The following is a 16,953-nucleotide window of genomic DNA, read 5'->3' on the forward strand; positions in this document are numbered from 1 at the left end:
CCTTCCCACCCTCCTTTCTTTACCCCTTCCCTCTCCCTCCTCCCCTCCTATTCTGTCTTTTCTCGTTTTTTTTTTTTTTTTTTTTTTTTTGTTTCTCCTCCCCTCCCCCCCCCCCCCCCCCCCCCCCCCCCCCCCCCCCCCGCCAGCGTTCGCGGGCGAGGTGCGCCAGGCGAATATGCCAGGTCAAGGGGTGGTTGACGCGCATAGACAAGGTCGGGCAGTCTCATGAGTCCGTGAACCCCCCATGGGAGGCGTGATGTTGAGACGGTACGTCCGTGCATTACTCGCTATTGTCATGTTTGCGTCAGCTATCCTCGTCGGAACCGCCGTGACGGCGGGCAGCGCCCATGCGGCCGGCTGCTACTCCTGGGGCCGCACCCTCAGCCAGGGCGCGAGCGGTGAGGACGTCCGCCAGCTCCAGATCCGGATCGCCGGATACCCCGGCTACGGCGCGGTGCTGGCGACCGACGGCCAGTTCGGGCCGGCGACCAAGTCCGCCGTCGTGCGTTTCCAGCAGGCGTACGGCCTCACGGCGGACGGCATCGCCGGGCCGCAGACCTTCGCGAAGATCGGCGCGCTCCAGGACACCGACTGCACCCCGATCCACTTCACCTTCGGCGAGATGAACCGCTGCAACACCACCTGGGCGGGCGGCGCGGTCAGTGCGGCGACCGCCCGTGACAACGCCCTGCGGCTCATGTGGAAGCTGGAGGCGCTGCGCCACGCGCTGGGCGACCAGCCGCTCAACACGAGCAGCGGCTTCCGCTCAGCCTCGTGCAACAGCGCCGTCGGCGGGGCCTCGAACAGCAACCACATGTACGGCCGGGCCGTCGACCTGATCGGCTCGCCGAGCTACTGCCGCATCGTGCAGGAGGCCCGCTACCACGGCTTCAACGAGATCCTCGGCCCCGGCTACCCGGGCCACAGCACCCACGCCCACCTCGGCGACCAGAGCTCCCGCTACTGGAGCGCCTCTTCCTGCGGAATCTGACCCCCGCGCCCCGTGGCCGACGCTCCCCCTCCGCCTCGGCCACGGGGTTCCGCACCGCCCGGATCCGGCGGCGGCGTTCCGGGCAGAGCAGGAGCGCGAACTCTCCGAGGACGACCACGGGTTCGGGACGATGACGAAGAGGGGCCGTTCACGGGCCCCTTGGCCGACGCGGAGGTCCGCGCCTGGTGCCCCGGCGGCCGTCCCACCGAGGCCGAGTGGACCGCCGCGGTGTCGGACCGCGGCGACCTCTACCCCGACCGCGCGGCGGGCAACTGCACCGTCCTCTACGACGCCGACGGCAGGCCGGTCTCGATCGGCTACTGGGGCGTCACGGCGGACTGACCGCGGCAAGCCGCGGCGGGGCGGGGCGGGAGCCGGGCCGGGGCAGGCTCGGGCAGGACGGCTTCATCCGGGCAGGACGGCCTATCCGGGCCTCCGGACGGAGAACTCGTTGCCGTCGGGGTCGAGGAGCAGGACGTGGGCTCCGCCGTCGGTCTCCGCGGCCTCGGGGCGCGTGGCGCCCAGGGCGAGGAGGCGGTCGACCTCGGCGGAGCGGTCGGCGCCGGCGGGGAGGGCCAGTTCGAAGAAGAGGCGGTTGGTGCCGGTCTTGGGGGCGACGGGCGGGCCGCCCCAGGTGATCTTCGTACCGCCCTCGGGGGACTGGATCGCGGTCTCCTCGTCCTGGTCCCAGACCAGGGGCCACCGCAGGGCCTCGCTCCAGAAGTAGCCGACCTCGCGGGTGCCGTCGCAGGCCAGGGCGCCGATGGCGCCGGTGTCGGCGAGGAATGTGTTGCCGGGCTCGATGACGCAGAATTCGTTGCCGTCAGGATCGGCGAGCACGACATGTCCCTCTTCGGGGAGTTGGCCGATGTCGATGTGCTGTCCGCCCAGTTCCAGCGCCCTGGCCACCGTCTGCCGCTGGTCCTCGGCGGAGGCGCTCGTCAGGTCGAAGTGCGCTTGATTCTGGCGGGACTTGGGCTCCTGGCTCGGCAGGAAGCGGATACGGAAGCCGCCGGTCGCCCCGTCCGCGGCGGGCGGCACGATCGCGACACCGCCCTGCGCGTCCTCGTCCTCACCGGGGATCACCTCCCAGCCCAGCACCCCGGACCAGAACCTCGCCAGCCCCGTCGGCCGCGTCGCGTTGAAACAGATCGCGAACAGTTCACTGCTCATACCCCGTACCTCTCCGATCCCTCGACGTCCGAGCCGCACCCTAGACACGCCCGTCCGGCCCCCGCACCCGAGTTTCCGCCCCGGGCGGCGACGCCGGGCCCCAGCCCGAAGGACCCCCACCGGCCCACCGGCCCACCGCGTGTCAGGGACTCAGGTGCTCGTGCAGCATCTTCCACGCCCCGTCCCGCTTCACGATCACGTTCGTGCCCCGCCTCTCCCCTGACCGGGGCTGCATCACGCGTGCGATGTCGTGGCTGTTGTTGGCCTGCTCATACCGCGCCATGAACGCCGTGGGCTCGGCTGCGGGATGCGACATGCGCCGGGCTCAGGCGCTCGGGTGGGCGGTGGCAGTGGTGTCGGCGGCGGTGTGCGCGTCGGCGTCGGCCTCGGCGTCGGCGTCGGCGTCGGCGAGGAGGATCGCGGCGACGGCGTCCGGGGCCTCGTGCATGGCGTCGTGGCCGGTCGGGAGGTCGTGGACCCGCCAGGCGGGGTCGGCCTGGAGGCGGGCGCGGAGGCCGGCGAAGGGTGTCCGGTTCTCCCAGCCCGAGCAGTAGACGAACTCGCGGCGGGGGACGCGGGCGACCGCGCCGGTCAGCCGGACCGTCTGGAGGAAGGCGGCGAGGGGATGGGGGCGGCGGCGGGGATCGCCGCCGTCCGGCGGCCGGACGGAGTAGCCGGTGGCCGCGGCACCGGCGGCGAACACCTCCCGGAAGTGGTCGTTCGTCGACGACCAGCACGAATCACCGTCGCGCGGTACGTAGGCGTCGAGGTGCACCAGCCGGGAGATCCGGCCCTCCGCGCGGTCGGCCGCGGCGGCGACCACCATCCCGGCGTAGCTGTGGCCGACCAGCGTCGCGCCGGTGACGCTGTGGCGGTCCAGGCACCGCAGCACGTCGTCGGCGTGCGTGTCGAGACCGGCGGTCGCGACCGTCGCGCTGTCGTCGTCCGGCCGCAGACCGGTCAGGGTCAGGGCGTGCACGGTGTGCCCGGCGCGCTCCAGCAGCGGGACCACCGCCTCGAACGACCAGGAGCCCTTCCACGCGCCGGGTACGAGGACGAACGTCGCCATGTGCTTCTCCTTCTCCGGGTGACACGCGGCCCGGTCGGGCGCTCGGCGCGCCGCGGGACCGCTCCGTACAGAGCCAGTCTCACGGGGGCAGGCGGTGGCGAGGTACCGCTACGATGCCAAGTCATGCCCGTTCGCCGCCAACCTCGCCCAGCCGCCGGTGTGACGTCCCATGTGTGGCCGTCCGGCGGGCGCCACCTCTGGCCGTCCGGCGAGGCGAGCGAGGTGCGGTCGCACCCACGCGGGCACCTGGTGTACGCGGCCAGCGGCGTCCTGGCGGTCCACACCGAGCGCGGCACCTCGATCGTGCCCGCCGACCGGGTCGCCTGGACCCCGGCGGGGTTCACGCACCACCACCGCGCCCACGGCGTCACCGACATGCGGATCGTCTTCCTCACGCCGTCCCTCGCCCGGCTCCTGCCCGGCCACCCCGCCGTGTTCCTCGCCTCCGGCCTCGCCCGCGAGGTCCTGCTCGCCCTGACCGGACCCCGCGCGCACGACGCCGACGTGCCCGCGCACAGCCCCGCCGCGCGCTCCCGCCTCCTGCGCGTCCTCGTCGACGATCTCCAGGAAGCGCACGAACAGCCCCTGCACCTGCCGCAGCCCGCGGACGACCGGCTGCGAGCCGTCGCCCGGATCCTCTACGAGAACCCGGCGGACAACTCCACGCTGGCCGAACTCGGCAGGACGATCGGCGCCAGCCCCCGCACCCTCAGCCGGCTCTTCCACGACGAACTCGCCATGACCTTCTACGAGTGGCGCACCCAACTGCGCATCCACCACGCCCTCGTACTCCTCGCCGACGGCCACGACACCCTCCGCACCGCCGCCGCCTGCGGATGGGCCAACCCCAGCGGCTTCATCGCCGCCTTCACCGCCGTCCTCGGCACCACCCCCGGCCGCTACCGGACCCGCGACACCCCTTCCCGGCCCTGACTCAGGGCCGAGCGGTACCGCGCAGGCGAGGTGCCGGAGGCGTGCCCGGACCCGCGCCATCCGTCGATGTGCCCGTTGCTCGACGACCCCCTCGCGTCGGGCAACGGGCACGTTCGGGATACGGATCAGCGCCCCCGCGTGCCGCCGACCGGTACCCATTCCCCCTGGTGTTCCCCCGGGTGTTCCCGTGGTGCGCCGGCGACGTCCTCCCCGGTCGTCGGCGCGTCCGCCGTGGCCCCCGCCACGATCCGGACTGCCTCCGCGGTCGCCATGAGTCCCCCGTACACCTCATGCCAACCGGTCGTGCCCCCAACGCCCTTGCCCCCCTCGGGCTCGGGCGGGTCGTTCATCGTGCGGTCACTCTCGTTCAGGTATGCCAGCATCCTTTCGTGCGGTGAATCCCCTCGATTCGGTTTCGACACGTGCATCCTCCCTGTCTCCCCCTGTTCTTCGTGTCGGGATTAGATCCCGACTCGGGACCACGGTGAAAGTGATCCGTGGTCCCGAGAAGCAGACCTATTCCGCGCGCCATTCCTCCTCCGGGCCGATGCCTGAGGCCAGTCGGGTGGCCTTCTTCAGGTCCTTGCTGACGGTCGCGGGCGAGACGCCCAGGTGGGCGGCGATCTCGACCCCGCTCAGGCCCCATACATGGGTCAATTCCCATATGGTGTACGGGCGTTCGTGGCCGATCGCGGCTCGTACGGCGGCGAGGAGTTCGATGAACTCCAGTGAGGCCGTGAGATGGTCCGCGGCGGGGCGGCCGGGAACGCCGGGCCACGGGACGCCTTCGGGGAGTTCCCCGGTCGGGTCCTCGTAGCGCGTACCGAGCCGGTTGTAGTGCGACTTGAGCTTGTTGCGGGCGACCACCGTCGCGAAGACGATCACCGGCTTCTCGAAGACGGTGCCCTTGCGGTACTCCAGGATGACGGCGATGCACGCCTCCTGCGTGATGTCCTCGGCGAGGACCGCGTCCCGGGTCAGTCGCCTGACCGCCCTGAGCAGGCGGGGATGTACCTCCTTCAGTTCTGCCTCGATGAGCCCTTCCAGCTCCTCCGACAGCCGTTTCGGCGGCGGTACGGCGCTCGTCGTCATGGCCCCCGAGCCTTGTCCCATGTCCTCCGCTCCATTCGATCTGCGGGTCGCCCCGCGTTGCCGGACATGGAGTAGGACGCGCGAGGCGCCGGATTCTTTCCACCGCCCCCGAAGGGGCTGGGCTTCAAGAATCCGGCGCCTCACACGCCCCTAGAGGCATGGACACACGACATGCGACCGACTCCGCCGACCCGGCCGAAGTCCTCGCCGACTTCGCACCAGGCGCAGCTGTCACGCATCACCTGTCACGCATCGCCTGTCACGCATCACCGGGACCGCGGCGGGTCCCGTATCCGGTCAGGCGGTGACCAGGGTCAGCCCGTAGCGGCTCAGGATCGGGTTGACCGGCTGGAACCAGGTCTGGCCGCCGCTGGTGCAGTTGCCCCAGCCGCCGGAGGTCACGCCCTGGGCCTGGTCGCCGGTGATGAACGAGCCGCCGGAGTCGCCCGGTTCGGCGCAGACGTTGGTTCCGGTCAGGCTGTAGACCGCGCCCTGGGCGTAGTTGACGGTGTCGCCCTGGGACAGGACGGTGCCGCAGTGCCAGTGGGTGGTGGAGCCGGAGCGGCAGATGGAGGAGCCGACCGGGGCGACGTTGGAGCCGCGGACCAGGACGTCGCTGACGGTGCCCCAGCCGAGGACGACCGGGACGGTCCACCAGCCGTTGCCGATGGAGATGTAGGAGTAGTCGTTGCCGGGGAAGGTGGAGCCGACGAAGGTGCCCATCGCCGAGCCGTCCCAGCCGGCCACGGAGCTGCCCGGCGTGCCGCAGTGCCCGGCGCTGACGAAGCCGCCGACCACCGAGAAGCCTATGGAGCAGCGGGTGTTGCCGTTGATGTAGTACGGGTCACCGCCGACGGTCCCGGCCGAGAAGGTGCGGGGCGCGGGGGAGTTGTCGGCCTTGACGGTCAGCAGCCCGGCGGCGCGGGCGGGCGCGAGGAAGGCCGCCACGTCCGCGCGGTTCTCCGCCCCCGCCTGTACGTCGGCGACGACGCGGTTGGTCGTGACGTCGACGCGCCAGCTCCGCACCGCGGCGGGCGCACCGGCCGACGACTTGGCCGCGGTGTCGAGCCCGGCCTTGGCCGAGTCCAGCGCGGCCGCGGTGTGCGCGACCTTCACCGTCGAAGCGCCGGTCGCGCGTACGGCCTTGGTCGCGGCGCTGTCGGTCACCCCCACCACCAGCTTGCCGGAGGCGGCGTCGAACCACTCGCCGCCGAACGCCTTTCCGGCCGCGCGCCGGGCGGTGGGCGCCAGCGTGGTCGCCGTCGCCTCGGCCTTCAGCCGCGCGGTCGCCTGCGTCTGGGTCAGCCCCAGGTCCCGCTGCATGGCGCTCACCAGCCCCGGCGACAACGGCTCGGAGGCCGACGCCGAGGTCACCGGCGCCAGCCCCAACGCCCCTACTCCCAAAGCCACTACGGCGGACAGACACCAGCCCGTACGAGTCATACGTCGCATCGACGCGCTCCTTTGCACCTTCTCGCGAGCGAGAAATCGTGGGGGGACAACACACTCGAACAGCGCCCGGCAGTCCAGCGCGCCTCCACCGCACGAGAGCGCTCTCACCACCGGCCGTCCCCCACCATCAAACGATGTCGAGCACATGTCAACACCGCCTCACGCGTAACACCCGTTTCGTCCGTGGATATCCGGAGGTAAAACGTCCGCCATGGCGAGATATCCGAGTCGCAAAGAAGCCGGACCCGCGCGCCGCCGGACCCGGACCCTCCACGGGCCTCGGACGCGCCGCCGGACCCGACCCGCCGCCGGACCCGCGCGCCGCCGGACCCGGACATGCCGCCGGGGGCGGCCGGCGGCCATGAACGGCCGCCGCCCGCCCCCGGCTTGTGGGGGGAGGAGAAAAGAACGGTGAGAAGGAAGGAGCGGCAGCGGGTGCTACCAGCCCACCGCGATCTCCATCCACTGCGGGTTCTGGAGCGAGGCGTACGCGGCCTGCCCGGCCACGTCGTCGTACGGGAACCCGTAGGCGAGGTGGTTGATCGCGTGGTCGTGCCAGAACTTGGCGTACCAGTTGGCCGGGTCGCCGCCCGTGTAGAACTTGGTCGGGTCCTCCCACTGGCTGGACGGGAGGTTGGCGGTGTGCCGGTTGAGCGCGGCGCACATGCCGGGGTTGCCCGCCAGCGAGCCCGCGCAGCCGAAGATGTTGGATGTGGGCTCGTTGACACCGACCGAATTGGCGTACGCCGTGAAGTAGTTGGCGTTCGCGCCGCCCGCGCGGAAGCTCGGGTCGCTGCCCGGCGCGATGATCCGGTACGGGGCCTGGGTCTGGGCCAGCACCTTGAACTGCTGCGGTACGGCGGCCTGGAACTGCGCGAAGGTCGCCTCCCGGCTCTGGTTGAACAGGTCCTGGCTGTCACCGAGCTGGACGTCCTGGCCGTCGTGCGTGTGCAGCCGGATGGCCAGCGGCAGGCCCCAGGCGTCGACCCGGGTGGTGTTCCCGTTGAAGACGTTGGCGCCGATGGTGAACTCGATGAAGTCGTAGTACTGGCTGTTCGGCGAGCCGAGGTAGAAGTACATCCGGCCCGAGGAGTTCGCCGGCATGTCGAAGTACGGCTGCTCGGCGATCGAGTGGACCGTGCCGTTGAAGCTCCAGTACACCTGGCTGTCCGGGTACTGGCCGTTGGTCCGGTTGAGGATCTTCAGTTCCATCACATTGTGCGCGGCCGGAATGTCGTCCGTCGTGCCCCAGAAGCTGTCACTGGGCGGTGTGGTGGGGGGAGTCGTGGTGCCGCCGCCGGTGGTGTTGACGGTCAGCTCCCACAGCGAGTAGCCGTACGCGGTGGCGCGGGCGGTGCCGTTGACCCGCAGGTAGCGGCCGGTGCCGGTGACGTTGAGCGCCTGGACGCCGCCGGTCCCGGTGGTGGTGGAGTAGATGTTCGTCCAGCCGCCGGTACCGCTGTCGGACACCTGGATCTGGAAGCCGGTGGCGTACGCCGCCTCCCAGTTGAGGCCGACCTTGCAGATGGTCTGCGAGGAGCCGAGGTCGACCTGGAGCCACTGCGGGTCGCCGAAGGCGCTGGACCAGCGGGTGCCGGTGTTGCCGTCGACCGCCGCCGAGGCGGGGGTGGTCGCGTTCTCGGTGGAGGACGCGGTGGCCGGGTGGTTCAGCGCGGCGTTGGCCGTGCCGCAGGCGGCGGGCGGCGTCGTGCCGCCGTTGCCGTACACCTGGAACTCCCACAGGGAGTAGCCGTACTGGGTGGCGCGGACCGTGCCGTACACCCGGACGTAGCGCCCGGAACCGTTTACGGTCAGCGTCTGGTTGCCGCCCGTTCCGGTCGTGGTGGAGTAGATGTCGGTCCAAGTCGTGCCGTTGGCCGACGTCTGGATCTTGAAGGATTTCGCGTACGCCGCCTCCCAGTTGAGGGCGACGGAGGTGATCGTCTGCGAGGAGCCGAGGTCGACCTGGAGCCACTGCGGATCGGCGGCGGCGCTCGACCAGCGGGTGCCGGTGTTGCCGTCCACGGCGGCCGACGCGGGCGTGCCCGCGTTCTCCGTCGAGGACGCGGTGGCCGGCTTGCCCTGGGAGAGCAGGGTGTCCGCCGCGCGGGCCGGGGACTGGGTCCAGACGAGCGCCAGGCTCGCCAGCAGGGCCGCGAGGACGGTGAAGATCAGAACCGGCCGGCGCCCGCCGCGCCATGGCCGTTGGCGCACCGACAGGGTAGTGCTGCCTGACATGTGTTCTCCTCAACCGGGTGGGGGTCCGTGATGGAGGCCGGAGGGAGCCGGAGTGCATTGAGAGCGCTCTCCCGGCGAGGTGATGTTTACAAGCGCCGAACAGCCGCGTCAATGAGTTGTTCAATAATGGTCAGTTGGCCCCGTGCCCGATTTCGAGAACCGAACGCGAGCGGACGCCGAACCCGCAGCTCACACCCCGCGCGCCGTCGTTCGCGCCTCGCACTCCCGCGCGGCGCGAAGGAGCGGCCCCGCACACGCCATCCATGCGCGGGACCGCTCCGGCTCGTCACGTCACCGGGCTACCCCAGCGACGCCAGGTGATCGCGCAGCCCGATCCCGTACGCCGTCGGCGTCCCGTCGTACGCCGAGATCAGCGACGGTCCCGAGGAGCAGTCCCAGGTGTTCCAGGTCCACCCCAGGTACGACAGCTTGTGCGCGTCCAGCCAGTTCATGAACTGGTCGATGAAGCCGTGCGAGCAGGTGTTCTCGCCGATCTCACCGGCCACCAGCGGGACCTGCGCCGCGACCGGCGCGACCTGCGAGTCCCAGCAGGCCGCCGAGGAGCAGGTGTTGAAGTTGTAGACGTGGAGCGAGGCGCCCAGATTGCCCGTCGGGTCCGTGGGCTTGTGCGCCAGCCAGCCGGTCAGGTCGTTGGAGTACGCCAGACCGCCCGCCAGGATCACGTTCTGCGCGCCGGTGCCGCGTACGGCGTTGATCATCGACTGCATGCCGGCCACCTGGTAGCCGATCCCCGGGCAGGTGCCGCCGTCCCGCCAGCAGGTCCACGCCTGCTCGGTGGTGGAGGTGGCGCGGTCCGGGTAGGGCTCGTTGAACAGGTCGAAGACCACCGAGGTGTTGTTCTTGAACGCGTTGGCCACGCCGGTCCAGAACGGGATCGCGTACTGCGCGTCCGGCATCGGCTTCTGGCAGGTCGCGTTGACGTCCGAGCAGCCCGCCGAGTTGCCGGTGTACGTGCCGTGGCTCCAGTGCAGTTCCACGATCGGCGTGATGCCGTGCGCGACCAGCCGGTTGACCCAGCCGGTGATCGCGGAGACGTAGTTGGCGCCGCCGTACGCGGCGGGCACGTACGAAAGACCCTGCCAGCAGTCCTCGTTGAGCGGGACGCGGACCGCCGTGACGTGCCAGCTCTTGATCGCGTCGATCGCCGCGTCGTCCACCGGGCCGTCGAAGACGCCGTAGCCCTGCGCGCACATGAACTCGGTGCCGGAGCGGTTGACGCCGTGCAGCACGACGTTCTTGCCGGTGGAGTCGACGAGCTGGTTGCCGGAGACGTGCAGCTTGGGCGGCGCGGTGTCACCACCGGGCGGAGTCGTCGGCGGCGTTGTCGGGGGAGTGGTCGGAGGTGTCGTGGGCGGTGTGGTCGGGGGAGTGGTCGGCGGGGTCGTCGGGGGCGTGGTGGGCGGCGTCGTGCCGTTCACATTGCACGTGGTCCCGTTGAGTTTGAAGACCGTCGGCGCCGGGTTGGAGCCCGACCAGTTGGCCAGGAATCCGGCGCTCACCGAACCGCCCGTGGCGATCGTCCCGTTGTACGACATCGAGGCGACGCTGACGGTCTTGCCGGACTGGGTCCAGGTGCCGTTCCAGCCCTGGGTGACCTTCTGGCTGCCGGGGAAGTCGAAGCTCAGATTCCAACTGGTCGTCGCGGCGGCGTTGTTGGTGATCACCACGTCGCCCTGGAATCCGGCGTCCCACTGGCTGGTCACCGAGTAGGCCACCGAACAGGCGGGGGCGGCACCCGACGCGGTCGCGCCGAGCGCGGCGGGTAGTAGCGCGGCGGCGGTCGCGGCCGTCGTGACGGCCGCGATCCCGAATGCCGCGGTGCGCGTGGGTCGTCGCATGTGCGACTCCTCGTAAGTGGGGGATCGAGAAGTGGACGCGCTCCCACTGGTCCGCCGCAGACCATAGCGGCAAGTCGGCGAGGGCGGTAGGGGTTCGGTGACGACCGTGTCGACTTCTGTAGCGACTCCCCGGTGATAGCGGCATGAACATGCCGTTCTGCTTCACCTCTTGACAGTGCGCTCACAGCGCCTTGATTGTGGGAGCGCTCCCACTGGTTCAGATGTTTCCATCCCCCCACAGAACCGCGAGGAGGGCTTCTCGCATGCCCAGAGGAAGACCGTTCAGCAAGCGGATCCGCAGGCTGGTGACGGCTTTCGCCGTCGCGCTGTCCCTGCCGCTCGCCCTGACCGTGGCAGGCGGCGGAACCGTCGCCCACGCGGCCACTCTCCAGTGCAGCGTCGACTACTCGGCCAACGACTGGGGTTCGGGCTTCACCGCCAACGCCACCATCACCAACCGCGGTACGGCCGCGATCGACGGCTGGACACTGACGTACGCCTACGCCGGCAACCAGACGCTCCAGAGCGGCTGGAACGGCACCTGGTCGCAGACCGGGAAGAACGTCACCGTCAAATCGCTCGACTGGAACAAGACGATCGCGCCGAACGCCGGTGTGACCACGAGCGCCAACTTCAACTACAGCGGCACGAACGCGGCGCCGACCGCTTTCGCCGTCAACGGCACCGTATGCGGGGGCGCTCACCAGCCACCGCTCACCGTGCTCACCAGCCCGTCGGCCGGGGCCACGTACACCGCCGGCGCCAGCATCCCGCTGGCGGCCACCGCGGTCGCGGCGGACTCGGCGACCGTCAGCAAGGTGGAGTTCTGGAGCGACACCACGCTGCTGGGCACCGACACCACCTCGCCCTACACCTTCACCTGGCCCGCGGTCGCGGCCGGTGACTACTCGGTCTACGCCAAGGCGTACGACAGCCTGGGCGCGTCCGGCGAATCGACCCCGGTGGGCGTGCACGTGGCCGCCGGGCCCTCGATCGTCGCCTCGCCCACGCAGGTCTCGGTCACGCAGGGCGGCACCGGCACCTTCGGTGTCAAGCTGTCCGGCGCGCCGTCGGCCAATGTCACGGTCGCCGTCGCGCGCACCTCGGGGAACACCGCGCTGACCGTGAAGTCCGGCGCCAGCCTGACCTTCACCCCCGCCAACTGGAGCACGGCGCAGACGGTCACCGTCGCCGCCGCGGCCACCGGCAGCGGAGCGGCGACCTTCTCCGCGACCGCCACCGGCTTCGCCAAGGCCGACGTCACGGTGACGGAGGTGACGGGCACCAGCGGCACGTACGACTCCCGCTTCCTGAACCTCTACGGCAAGATCACCGACCCGGCCAACGGCTACTTCTCCCCGCAGGGCATCCCCTACCACTCGGTGGAGACCCTGATCGTGGAGGCGCCGGACTACGGGCACGAGACGACGTCGGAGGCGTACTCGTACCTGATCTGGCTCCAGGCGATGTACGGCCGGATCACCCAGGACTGGAGCAAGTTCAACGGGGCCTGGGCGCTGATGGAGAAGTACATGATCCCCACCTCCGCCGACCAGCCCACGAACAGCTTCTACGACCCGAGCAAGCCCGCCACGTACGCGCCGGAGCACCCGCTGCCCTCGGACTACCCGTCCAAGCTCGACACGAGCGTCCCGGTCGGTCAGGACCCGATCGCGAACGAGCTGAAGTCGGCGTACGGCACGTCCGACATCTACGGCATGCACTGGCTCCAGGACGTGGACAACACCTACGGGTTCGGTGACACGCCCGGCGGCGGCTGCGAGCTGGGCCCGACGGCGGCCGGTCCCTCGTACATCAACACCTTCCAGCGCGGCGCGCAGGAGTCGGTGTGGGAGACGGTGCCGCAGCCGACCTGCGACGCCTTCAAGTACGGCGGCACCAACGGCTATCTGGACCTGTTCACCGGCGACTCGTCGTACGCCAAGCAGTGGAAGTACACCGACGCCCCGGATGCCGACGCGCGCGCGATCCAGGCCGCCTACTGGGCGGACACCTGGGCCAAGGCGCAGGGCAAGGGCGCCGATGTGGCGACCACGGTCGCCAAGGCCGGAAAGATGGGCGACTACCTGCGGTACTCGTTCTTCGACAAGTACTTCAAGAAGATCGGCAACTGCACGAGTCCGTCCTGCCCGGCGGGCACCGGCAAGGACAGCGAGCACTACCTGCTGTCCTGGTACTACGCCTGGGGCGGTTCCAGCGGTACGGGCGGCGGCTGGTCCTGGCGGATCGGTGACGGCGCCTCGCACTTCGGCTACCAGAACCCGCTGGCGGCCTACGCGTTGACCACCGACCCGGCGATGGCCCCCAAGTCGGCCACCGGCAAGCAGGACTGGTCGACCAGCCTCACCCGGCAGTTGGAGTTCTACACCTGGCTCCAGTCCAAGGAGGGCGGCATCGCGGGCGGTGCCACCAATAGCTGGGACGGCGCCTACGCCCAGCCCCCGGCCGGCACGCCGACCTTCTACGGGATGGCGTACGACTGGGAGCCCGTCTACCACGACCCGCCGTCGAACCAGTGGTTCGGCATGCAGGCGTGGTCGATGGAGCGCGTCGCCGAGTACTACCAGCAGACCGGTGACGCCAAGGCCAAGGCGGTGCTCGACAAGTGGGTGACCTGGGCGATCTCCCAGACCACCATCAACCCCGACGGCACCTTCAAGATCCCGTCCGACCTGGCCTGGACCGGCGCTCCCGACACCTGGAACGCCGCCTCGCCGGGCGCCAACGCCAACCTGCACGTCACGGTCACGTCCTACGGCAACGACCTCGGTGTCGCCGCCGCCCTGGCCAAGACCCTGTCGTACTACGGCGCCAAGTCCGGGAACGCCGCCGCCAAGACCACGGCCAAGGCGCTGCTGGACGGCATGTGGAGCAACAACCAGGACGCCCTGGGCATCGCGGTGCCGGAGACCCGTACGGACTTCTCCCGCTTCAACGACCCGGTCTACGTCCCGTCCACCTTCTCCGGCGCCATGCCGAACGGCGACAAGATCAACTCCAGCTCGACCTTCCTGGAGCTGCGTTCCTTCTACAAGAACGACCCCAACTGGTCCAAGATCGCCACCTACCTCGGCGGAGGAGCCGCCCCGACCTTCACCTACCACCGCTTCTGGGCCCAGGCGGACATCGCGCTGGCGATGGGCTCGTATGCGCTGCTCTTCAACGAGTGAGGCGGCGTACGACCACCCCTGATGTGACGTGAGTCACGCGAGAGGCCCGGTCCGCTTCCGCGGGCCGGGCCTCTCGTATGGGGTGAGTGACGGGACTTGAACCCATTCTTTTACCCCATTGTGACCTGCGGTGATACCTGAAATGCGGACATACTGACTCATCAGGTTGACGCTCATTGACGCAGAGTGCCGCTCTCGAATGCTCGGCGAGCCTCGGGGTTCCCACGGGAACACGCCCCTTTGGTGATCATCAAGGCTGGGGCGGGGGTGAGTGCAAAGCACCCTTACCGAGGGGCAGTGAAAAGACCGTCGGCGGTGAGCCTGGGGGGCTGACACCGCCGACGGCCGACTGGGGGCCGGACTTCATGATCACAAAATGCGCAAAGAATTGTGCAGACATTCGATCATGATCGACACAGCGTTAACAGGTGCCCTCCCTCGATCCAGTGCCCGAATCGGTGCTCGCCCGCCGCCGGGCCCTCGGACGGCGCATCCAAGCCGCACGTGTCGACGCCGACCTCACCCAGGAGCGGCTGGGCGAACTCGTAGACCTATCGCGCGGATCGATCTACAACATCGAGCACGGCTTGCACAGCCTCAGGCTGGACACGCTATTCACGATCGCCGACGCCCTTCGAGTGCCGGTCGTCGAGCTTTTGCAGGGAATCTGACCTCGTCTAGCGCGGTGCCTACCCGGGGGCAAGGGGTGAGCGGGAGCGCTCCCCACCGTCTCGTGAACGTTGCCCTGGGGCAACCATGCGCACGTCACTCGAACGGGTGAATCCCAAGTGCGCCTGCGCACGCCCAGCCTGACGAGGGTGTGCGCAGGCGCGGGCCGTCACGAGGCCCTGCCCGACGGCGGGACGGGTGCGGCGTCGCGGCGGCCTATCCACGGGGCGACAGCCAGCGGCGCCCCAGTGGATCCGGCGGGGTGCTGGTCGACGGGCAGCAGCCCGTACGTCTCGCGGCACCCGGTGCAGGCGTAGTGGACGGCGGGCGGCCCGGAGCCCTGCTCCTGCTCGGACACGATGACCGCGTCGTCGGCGGGCACCCATTCGTCGGACCAGTCGCACCAGCGGCGGCTCACGACCAGCACCGAGCCCGGTCGCAGTGGTGGATGACCGGCTCGTCCGGTGGGGTGGTGTCACGCGGGTGGACGATGTGCACGGTGGTCGAAACCACAGTGCCGTCGGCGCGAGTGATGGCGAGCGGGCGGACGGTGGACACCATGGTGCGGCGCGGGGCGGTATCGGGTGCGGGGTCGTGTCGTTCCTCGGACATAGGGGCTCCAGCGTCGTGGTCCGCTTGGTGATCACCACGCTACGAGCGGTCACAATTGCTCCACCAGCCACGACCCGTAGCCCTTTGACGGGCCGTCACCCAGCAAGGGCTACGTTTCGTATCCCCTACGGGGCGTCGAAGAACGCCGCCAACCGGCGCTCCTGCCCCGTCGCCCGGCCGCCGAGACGCTGGGCGTCGTGGAACGTGCGGGTGGCCATCTGCTGATGCCGCAGCCACGCCGGAGTCTGTTCGTACAGGCGGTCCAGGACCGCTATGGCCTCGCGGCGCTGCCGCAGCATGACGTGGGCGGCGGCGACGTCGAGGAGGTGGCGGCGCAGGAATGTGGTCGTACCCGCCTCCGCGACGCGCTCGGACAGCCGCAGCACCCGGCCGGGCTGCTCGGCGACGAGCTGGTTCTCGATCCCCTGGAGAGCAACGGTCCGCCAGTCGAACCGACCCCACGACGACTCGGCGACGACCGTGCCGCCGGTCAACGCGGCGCCCGCGGTGCGGCCGAGGCGCAGCATTTCGCGCGCTTCCTCGGGCCGGTTGTTCCTGGCCGCCGCCGCAGACGCGTGGACCAGCAACTTGCCCCAGCCGCCGAGAGCTTTCCGGGACGCGCGGGAGATGCGCGGCTCCACCGCCTCCGCCGTCGCCACCGACACGGCCTCCGCCTCGTCCAGGCGTCCCTGGCGCATCAGGAGCCAGCCCTGCTGGTACACCGCCCCTGCCACGACCTCCATGTCACCGACTCGTACGGCGTCCGTGATCGCGTCGCGCAGTGCGGCGTGCGCGAGGTCGTACGCGCGGACCTGGGTGAGGTAGCGGCCGGCCATCTGGAGGATGTCAGCCCGTACGGCGACCGCGTCAGCTTCGCGGGGCCCGCCATGGTGGTGGTCGACGGTGGCGTGTGCGGCGCGGATGAGGGCGGGCAGGAGGTCGGCGACGGTGTCGTAGTCGTCAGAGTGGTAGGCGACGGCCAGGGTGTGCGCGGTCGCACGGAGTTGGTCGACGTCCGGCTCGTCGTCGCCCGTGGTCGCCGGGGTGAGGCGGCCGGTGATCGTGATCGGGGGTGCGATGGCCTGCCGGAGCGGCATGAGGTCGACGTCGTCGCCGGGGGTGCGGCGCGTCTCGTGCGGTCCGGCCGGGTCCATCAGGGCGCTGGTGCGTACGTGGAGGGCGCGGGCGACGGCGTGGTAGGAGTCGAGGCGGGCGGTGCCGCCCTGCTCCATTTTCTTGATCAAGGCGAGGCTGCGGCCGGACTGTTCGGCGAGTTGTTCTTGGGTGAGCCCGCGGCGGCGGCGGAGTTCGCGGATGCGGTCGCCGGGCAGGGGCGACGGATTGTCCGTGGGGTATGGCATGCTGGCTCCCGTTCTGACCTAGACACTCAGAACGGTACTCGCGGCCCCCCGGAATCGGGGGGCCGTTGCCGTGTGCCCGTGCGGGTGTGCTGGTGGGTAGCCTTGGTCTATGCCCTGTTCGTCCTGTGTCCCGGCGCCGCTGCGTCCTGATGCGGCTGTCCTGAACGCGCGGATACGGCGGCTGTCCGAGGGCCGTACGGTGTGGGCGGCGGAGGATCTGGTCGAGCTGGCCCGGCTCCAGGCGGAATGGCGGGCGGCAGATGAGGAAGAGCGCGCCGGGGGCACTGTTGTCCGCCCCCCGTCGTAGGCTGCG

The 16,953-nt window shown here is 70.2% G+C and carries 16 protein-coding genes; 6 read left to right on the forward strand and 10 right to left on the reverse strand.

Annotated elements, in window-relative coordinates:
• Positions 1-256 precede the first annotated feature (256 nt).
• Entirely contained in the window at positions 257-991 is a 735-nt protein-coding gene (locus ACZ37P_RS16670) for a D-Ala-D-Ala carboxypeptidase family metallohydrolase (protein ID WP_355336958.1), read from the forward strand.
• Positions 992-1,150: 159 nt separating this feature from the next.
• Positions 1,151-1,333 carry a hypothetical protein gene (locus ACZ37P_RS16675; RefSeq protein ID WP_391046960.1) on the forward strand — a complete coding sequence of 61 codons (183 nt, stop codon included), beginning with the start codon at positions 1,151-1,153 and terminating at the stop codon, positions 1,331-1,333.
• Between the two features lie 81 nt (positions 1,334-1,414).
• Here the strand turns inward: ACZ37P_RS16675 and ACZ37P_RS16680 are convergent, their stop codons facing one another.
• The 3 genes from ACZ37P_RS16680 to ACZ37P_RS16690 all read right to left on the reverse strand — a co-directional run bounded on the left by ACZ37P_RS16680 (position 1,415) and on the right by ACZ37P_RS16690 (position 3,233).
• Positions 1,415-2,164 carry a VOC family protein gene (locus ACZ37P_RS16680; protein WP_467346978.1) on the reverse strand — a complete coding sequence of 250 codons (750 nt, stop codon included), beginning with the start codon at positions 2,162-2,164 and terminating at the stop codon, positions 1,415-1,417.
• A gap of 142 nt (positions 2,165-2,306) precedes the next feature.
• Positions 2,307-2,480, reverse strand: a complete 174-nt coding sequence (locus ACZ37P_RS16685) for a nuclear transport factor 2 family protein (protein WP_467346979.1) — start codon at positions 2,478-2,480, stop codon at positions 2,307-2,309.
• Between the two features lie 9 nt (positions 2,481-2,489).
• Positions 2,490-3,233, reverse strand: coding sequence for an alpha/beta fold hydrolase (locus ACZ37P_RS16690; RefSeq protein ID WP_467346981.1), 744 nt, complete (start codon positions 3,231-3,233; stop codon positions 2,490-2,492).
• 123 nt (positions 3,234-3,356) lie between these two features.
• Between ACZ37P_RS16690 and ACZ37P_RS16695 the strand changes: the two genes are divergently transcribed.
• The gene (locus tag ACZ37P_RS16695; RefSeq protein WP_467346982.1) at positions 3,357-4,166 is read left to right on the forward strand and encodes an AraC family transcriptional regulator; all 810 of its coding nucleotides are present in this window, start codon (positions 3,357-3,359) and stop codon (positions 4,164-4,166) included.
• A 516-nt stretch (positions 4,167-4,682) separates the two neighbouring features.
• On the opposite strand, the gene ACZ37P_RS16700 is transcribed toward ACZ37P_RS16695, so the two are convergent.
• The 4 genes from ACZ37P_RS16700 to ACZ37P_RS16715 all read right to left on the reverse strand — a co-directional run bounded on the left by ACZ37P_RS16700 (position 4,683) and on the right by ACZ37P_RS16715 (position 10,807).
• Positions 4,683-5,279, reverse strand: coding sequence for an RNA polymerase sigma factor (locus ACZ37P_RS16700; RefSeq protein ID WP_467346983.1), 597 nt, complete (start codon positions 5,277-5,279; stop codon positions 4,683-4,685).
• A gap of 276 nt (positions 5,280-5,555) precedes the next feature.
• Complete coding sequence (locus ACZ37P_RS16705; RefSeq protein ID WP_467346985.1) at positions 5,556-6,710, reverse strand: S1 family peptidase; 1,155 nt, start codon at positions 6,708-6,710, stop codon at positions 5,556-5,558.
• A gap of 438 nt (positions 6,711-7,148) precedes the next feature.
• The gene (locus ACZ37P_RS16710) at positions 7,149-8,948 is read right to left on the reverse strand and encodes a discoidin domain-containing protein (RefSeq protein WP_391046937.1); all 1,800 of its coding nucleotides are present in this window, start codon (positions 8,946-8,948) and stop codon (positions 7,149-7,151) included.
• A 299-nt stretch (positions 8,949-9,247) separates the two neighbouring features.
• Positions 9,248-10,807 (reverse strand): cellulose binding domain-containing protein, encoded by a 1,560-nt coding sequence (locus tag ACZ37P_RS16715; RefSeq protein WP_467346986.1) that lies wholly within the window; start codon positions 10,805-10,807, stop codon positions 9,248-9,250.
• A 263-nt stretch (positions 10,808-11,070) separates the two neighbouring features.
• Here ACZ37P_RS16715 and ACZ37P_RS16720 point away from each other — a divergent pair, with 263 nt between their 5' ends.
• The gene (locus ACZ37P_RS16720; protein ID WP_467346988.1) at positions 11,071-13,998 is read left to right on the forward strand and encodes a glycoside hydrolase family 48 protein; all 2,928 of its coding nucleotides are present in this window, start codon (positions 11,071-11,073) and stop codon (positions 13,996-13,998) included.
• A gap of 428 nt (positions 13,999-14,426) precedes the next feature.
• Positions 14,427-14,669: a helix-turn-helix transcriptional regulator gene (locus ACZ37P_RS16725; protein WP_467346989.1), complete on the forward strand. Its 243-nt coding sequence runs from the start codon at positions 14,427-14,429 to the stop codon at positions 14,667-14,669.
• Between the two features lie 167 nt (positions 14,670-14,836).
• On the opposite strand, the gene ACZ37P_RS16730 is transcribed toward ACZ37P_RS16725, so the two are convergent.
• The 3 genes from ACZ37P_RS16730 to ACZ37P_RS16740 all read right to left on the reverse strand — a co-directional run bounded on the left by ACZ37P_RS16730 (position 14,837) and on the right by ACZ37P_RS16740 (position 16,640).
• Positions 14,837-15,085 carry a hypothetical protein gene (locus ACZ37P_RS16730; protein ID WP_467346991.1) on the reverse strand — a complete coding sequence of 83 codons (249 nt, stop codon included), beginning with the start codon at positions 15,083-15,085 and terminating at the stop codon, positions 14,837-14,839.
• Complete coding sequence (locus ACZ37P_RS16735; protein ID WP_467346993.1) at positions 15,082-15,279, reverse strand: hypothetical protein; 198 nt, start codon at positions 15,277-15,279, stop codon at positions 15,082-15,084. Before ACZ37P_RS16735 ends, ACZ37P_RS16730 begins: the two co-directional genes overlap by 4 nt.
• 125 nt (positions 15,280-15,404) lie before the next feature.
• Entirely contained in the window at positions 15,405-16,640 is a 1,236-nt protein-coding gene (locus ACZ37P_RS16740; RefSeq protein ID WP_467346994.1) for a helix-turn-helix domain-containing protein, read from the reverse strand.
• 109 nt (positions 16,641-16,749) lie between these two features.
• Here ACZ37P_RS16740 and ACZ37P_RS16745 point away from each other — a divergent pair, with 109 nt between their 5' ends.
• Positions 16,750-16,947 (forward strand): hypothetical protein, encoded by a 198-nt coding sequence (locus ACZ37P_RS16745; protein ID WP_467346995.1) that lies wholly within the window; start codon positions 16,750-16,752, stop codon positions 16,945-16,947.
• Positions 16,948-16,953 lie beyond the last annotated feature (6 nt).

Source organism: Streptomyces sp. NPDC024632 (genome assembly GCF_055559175.1).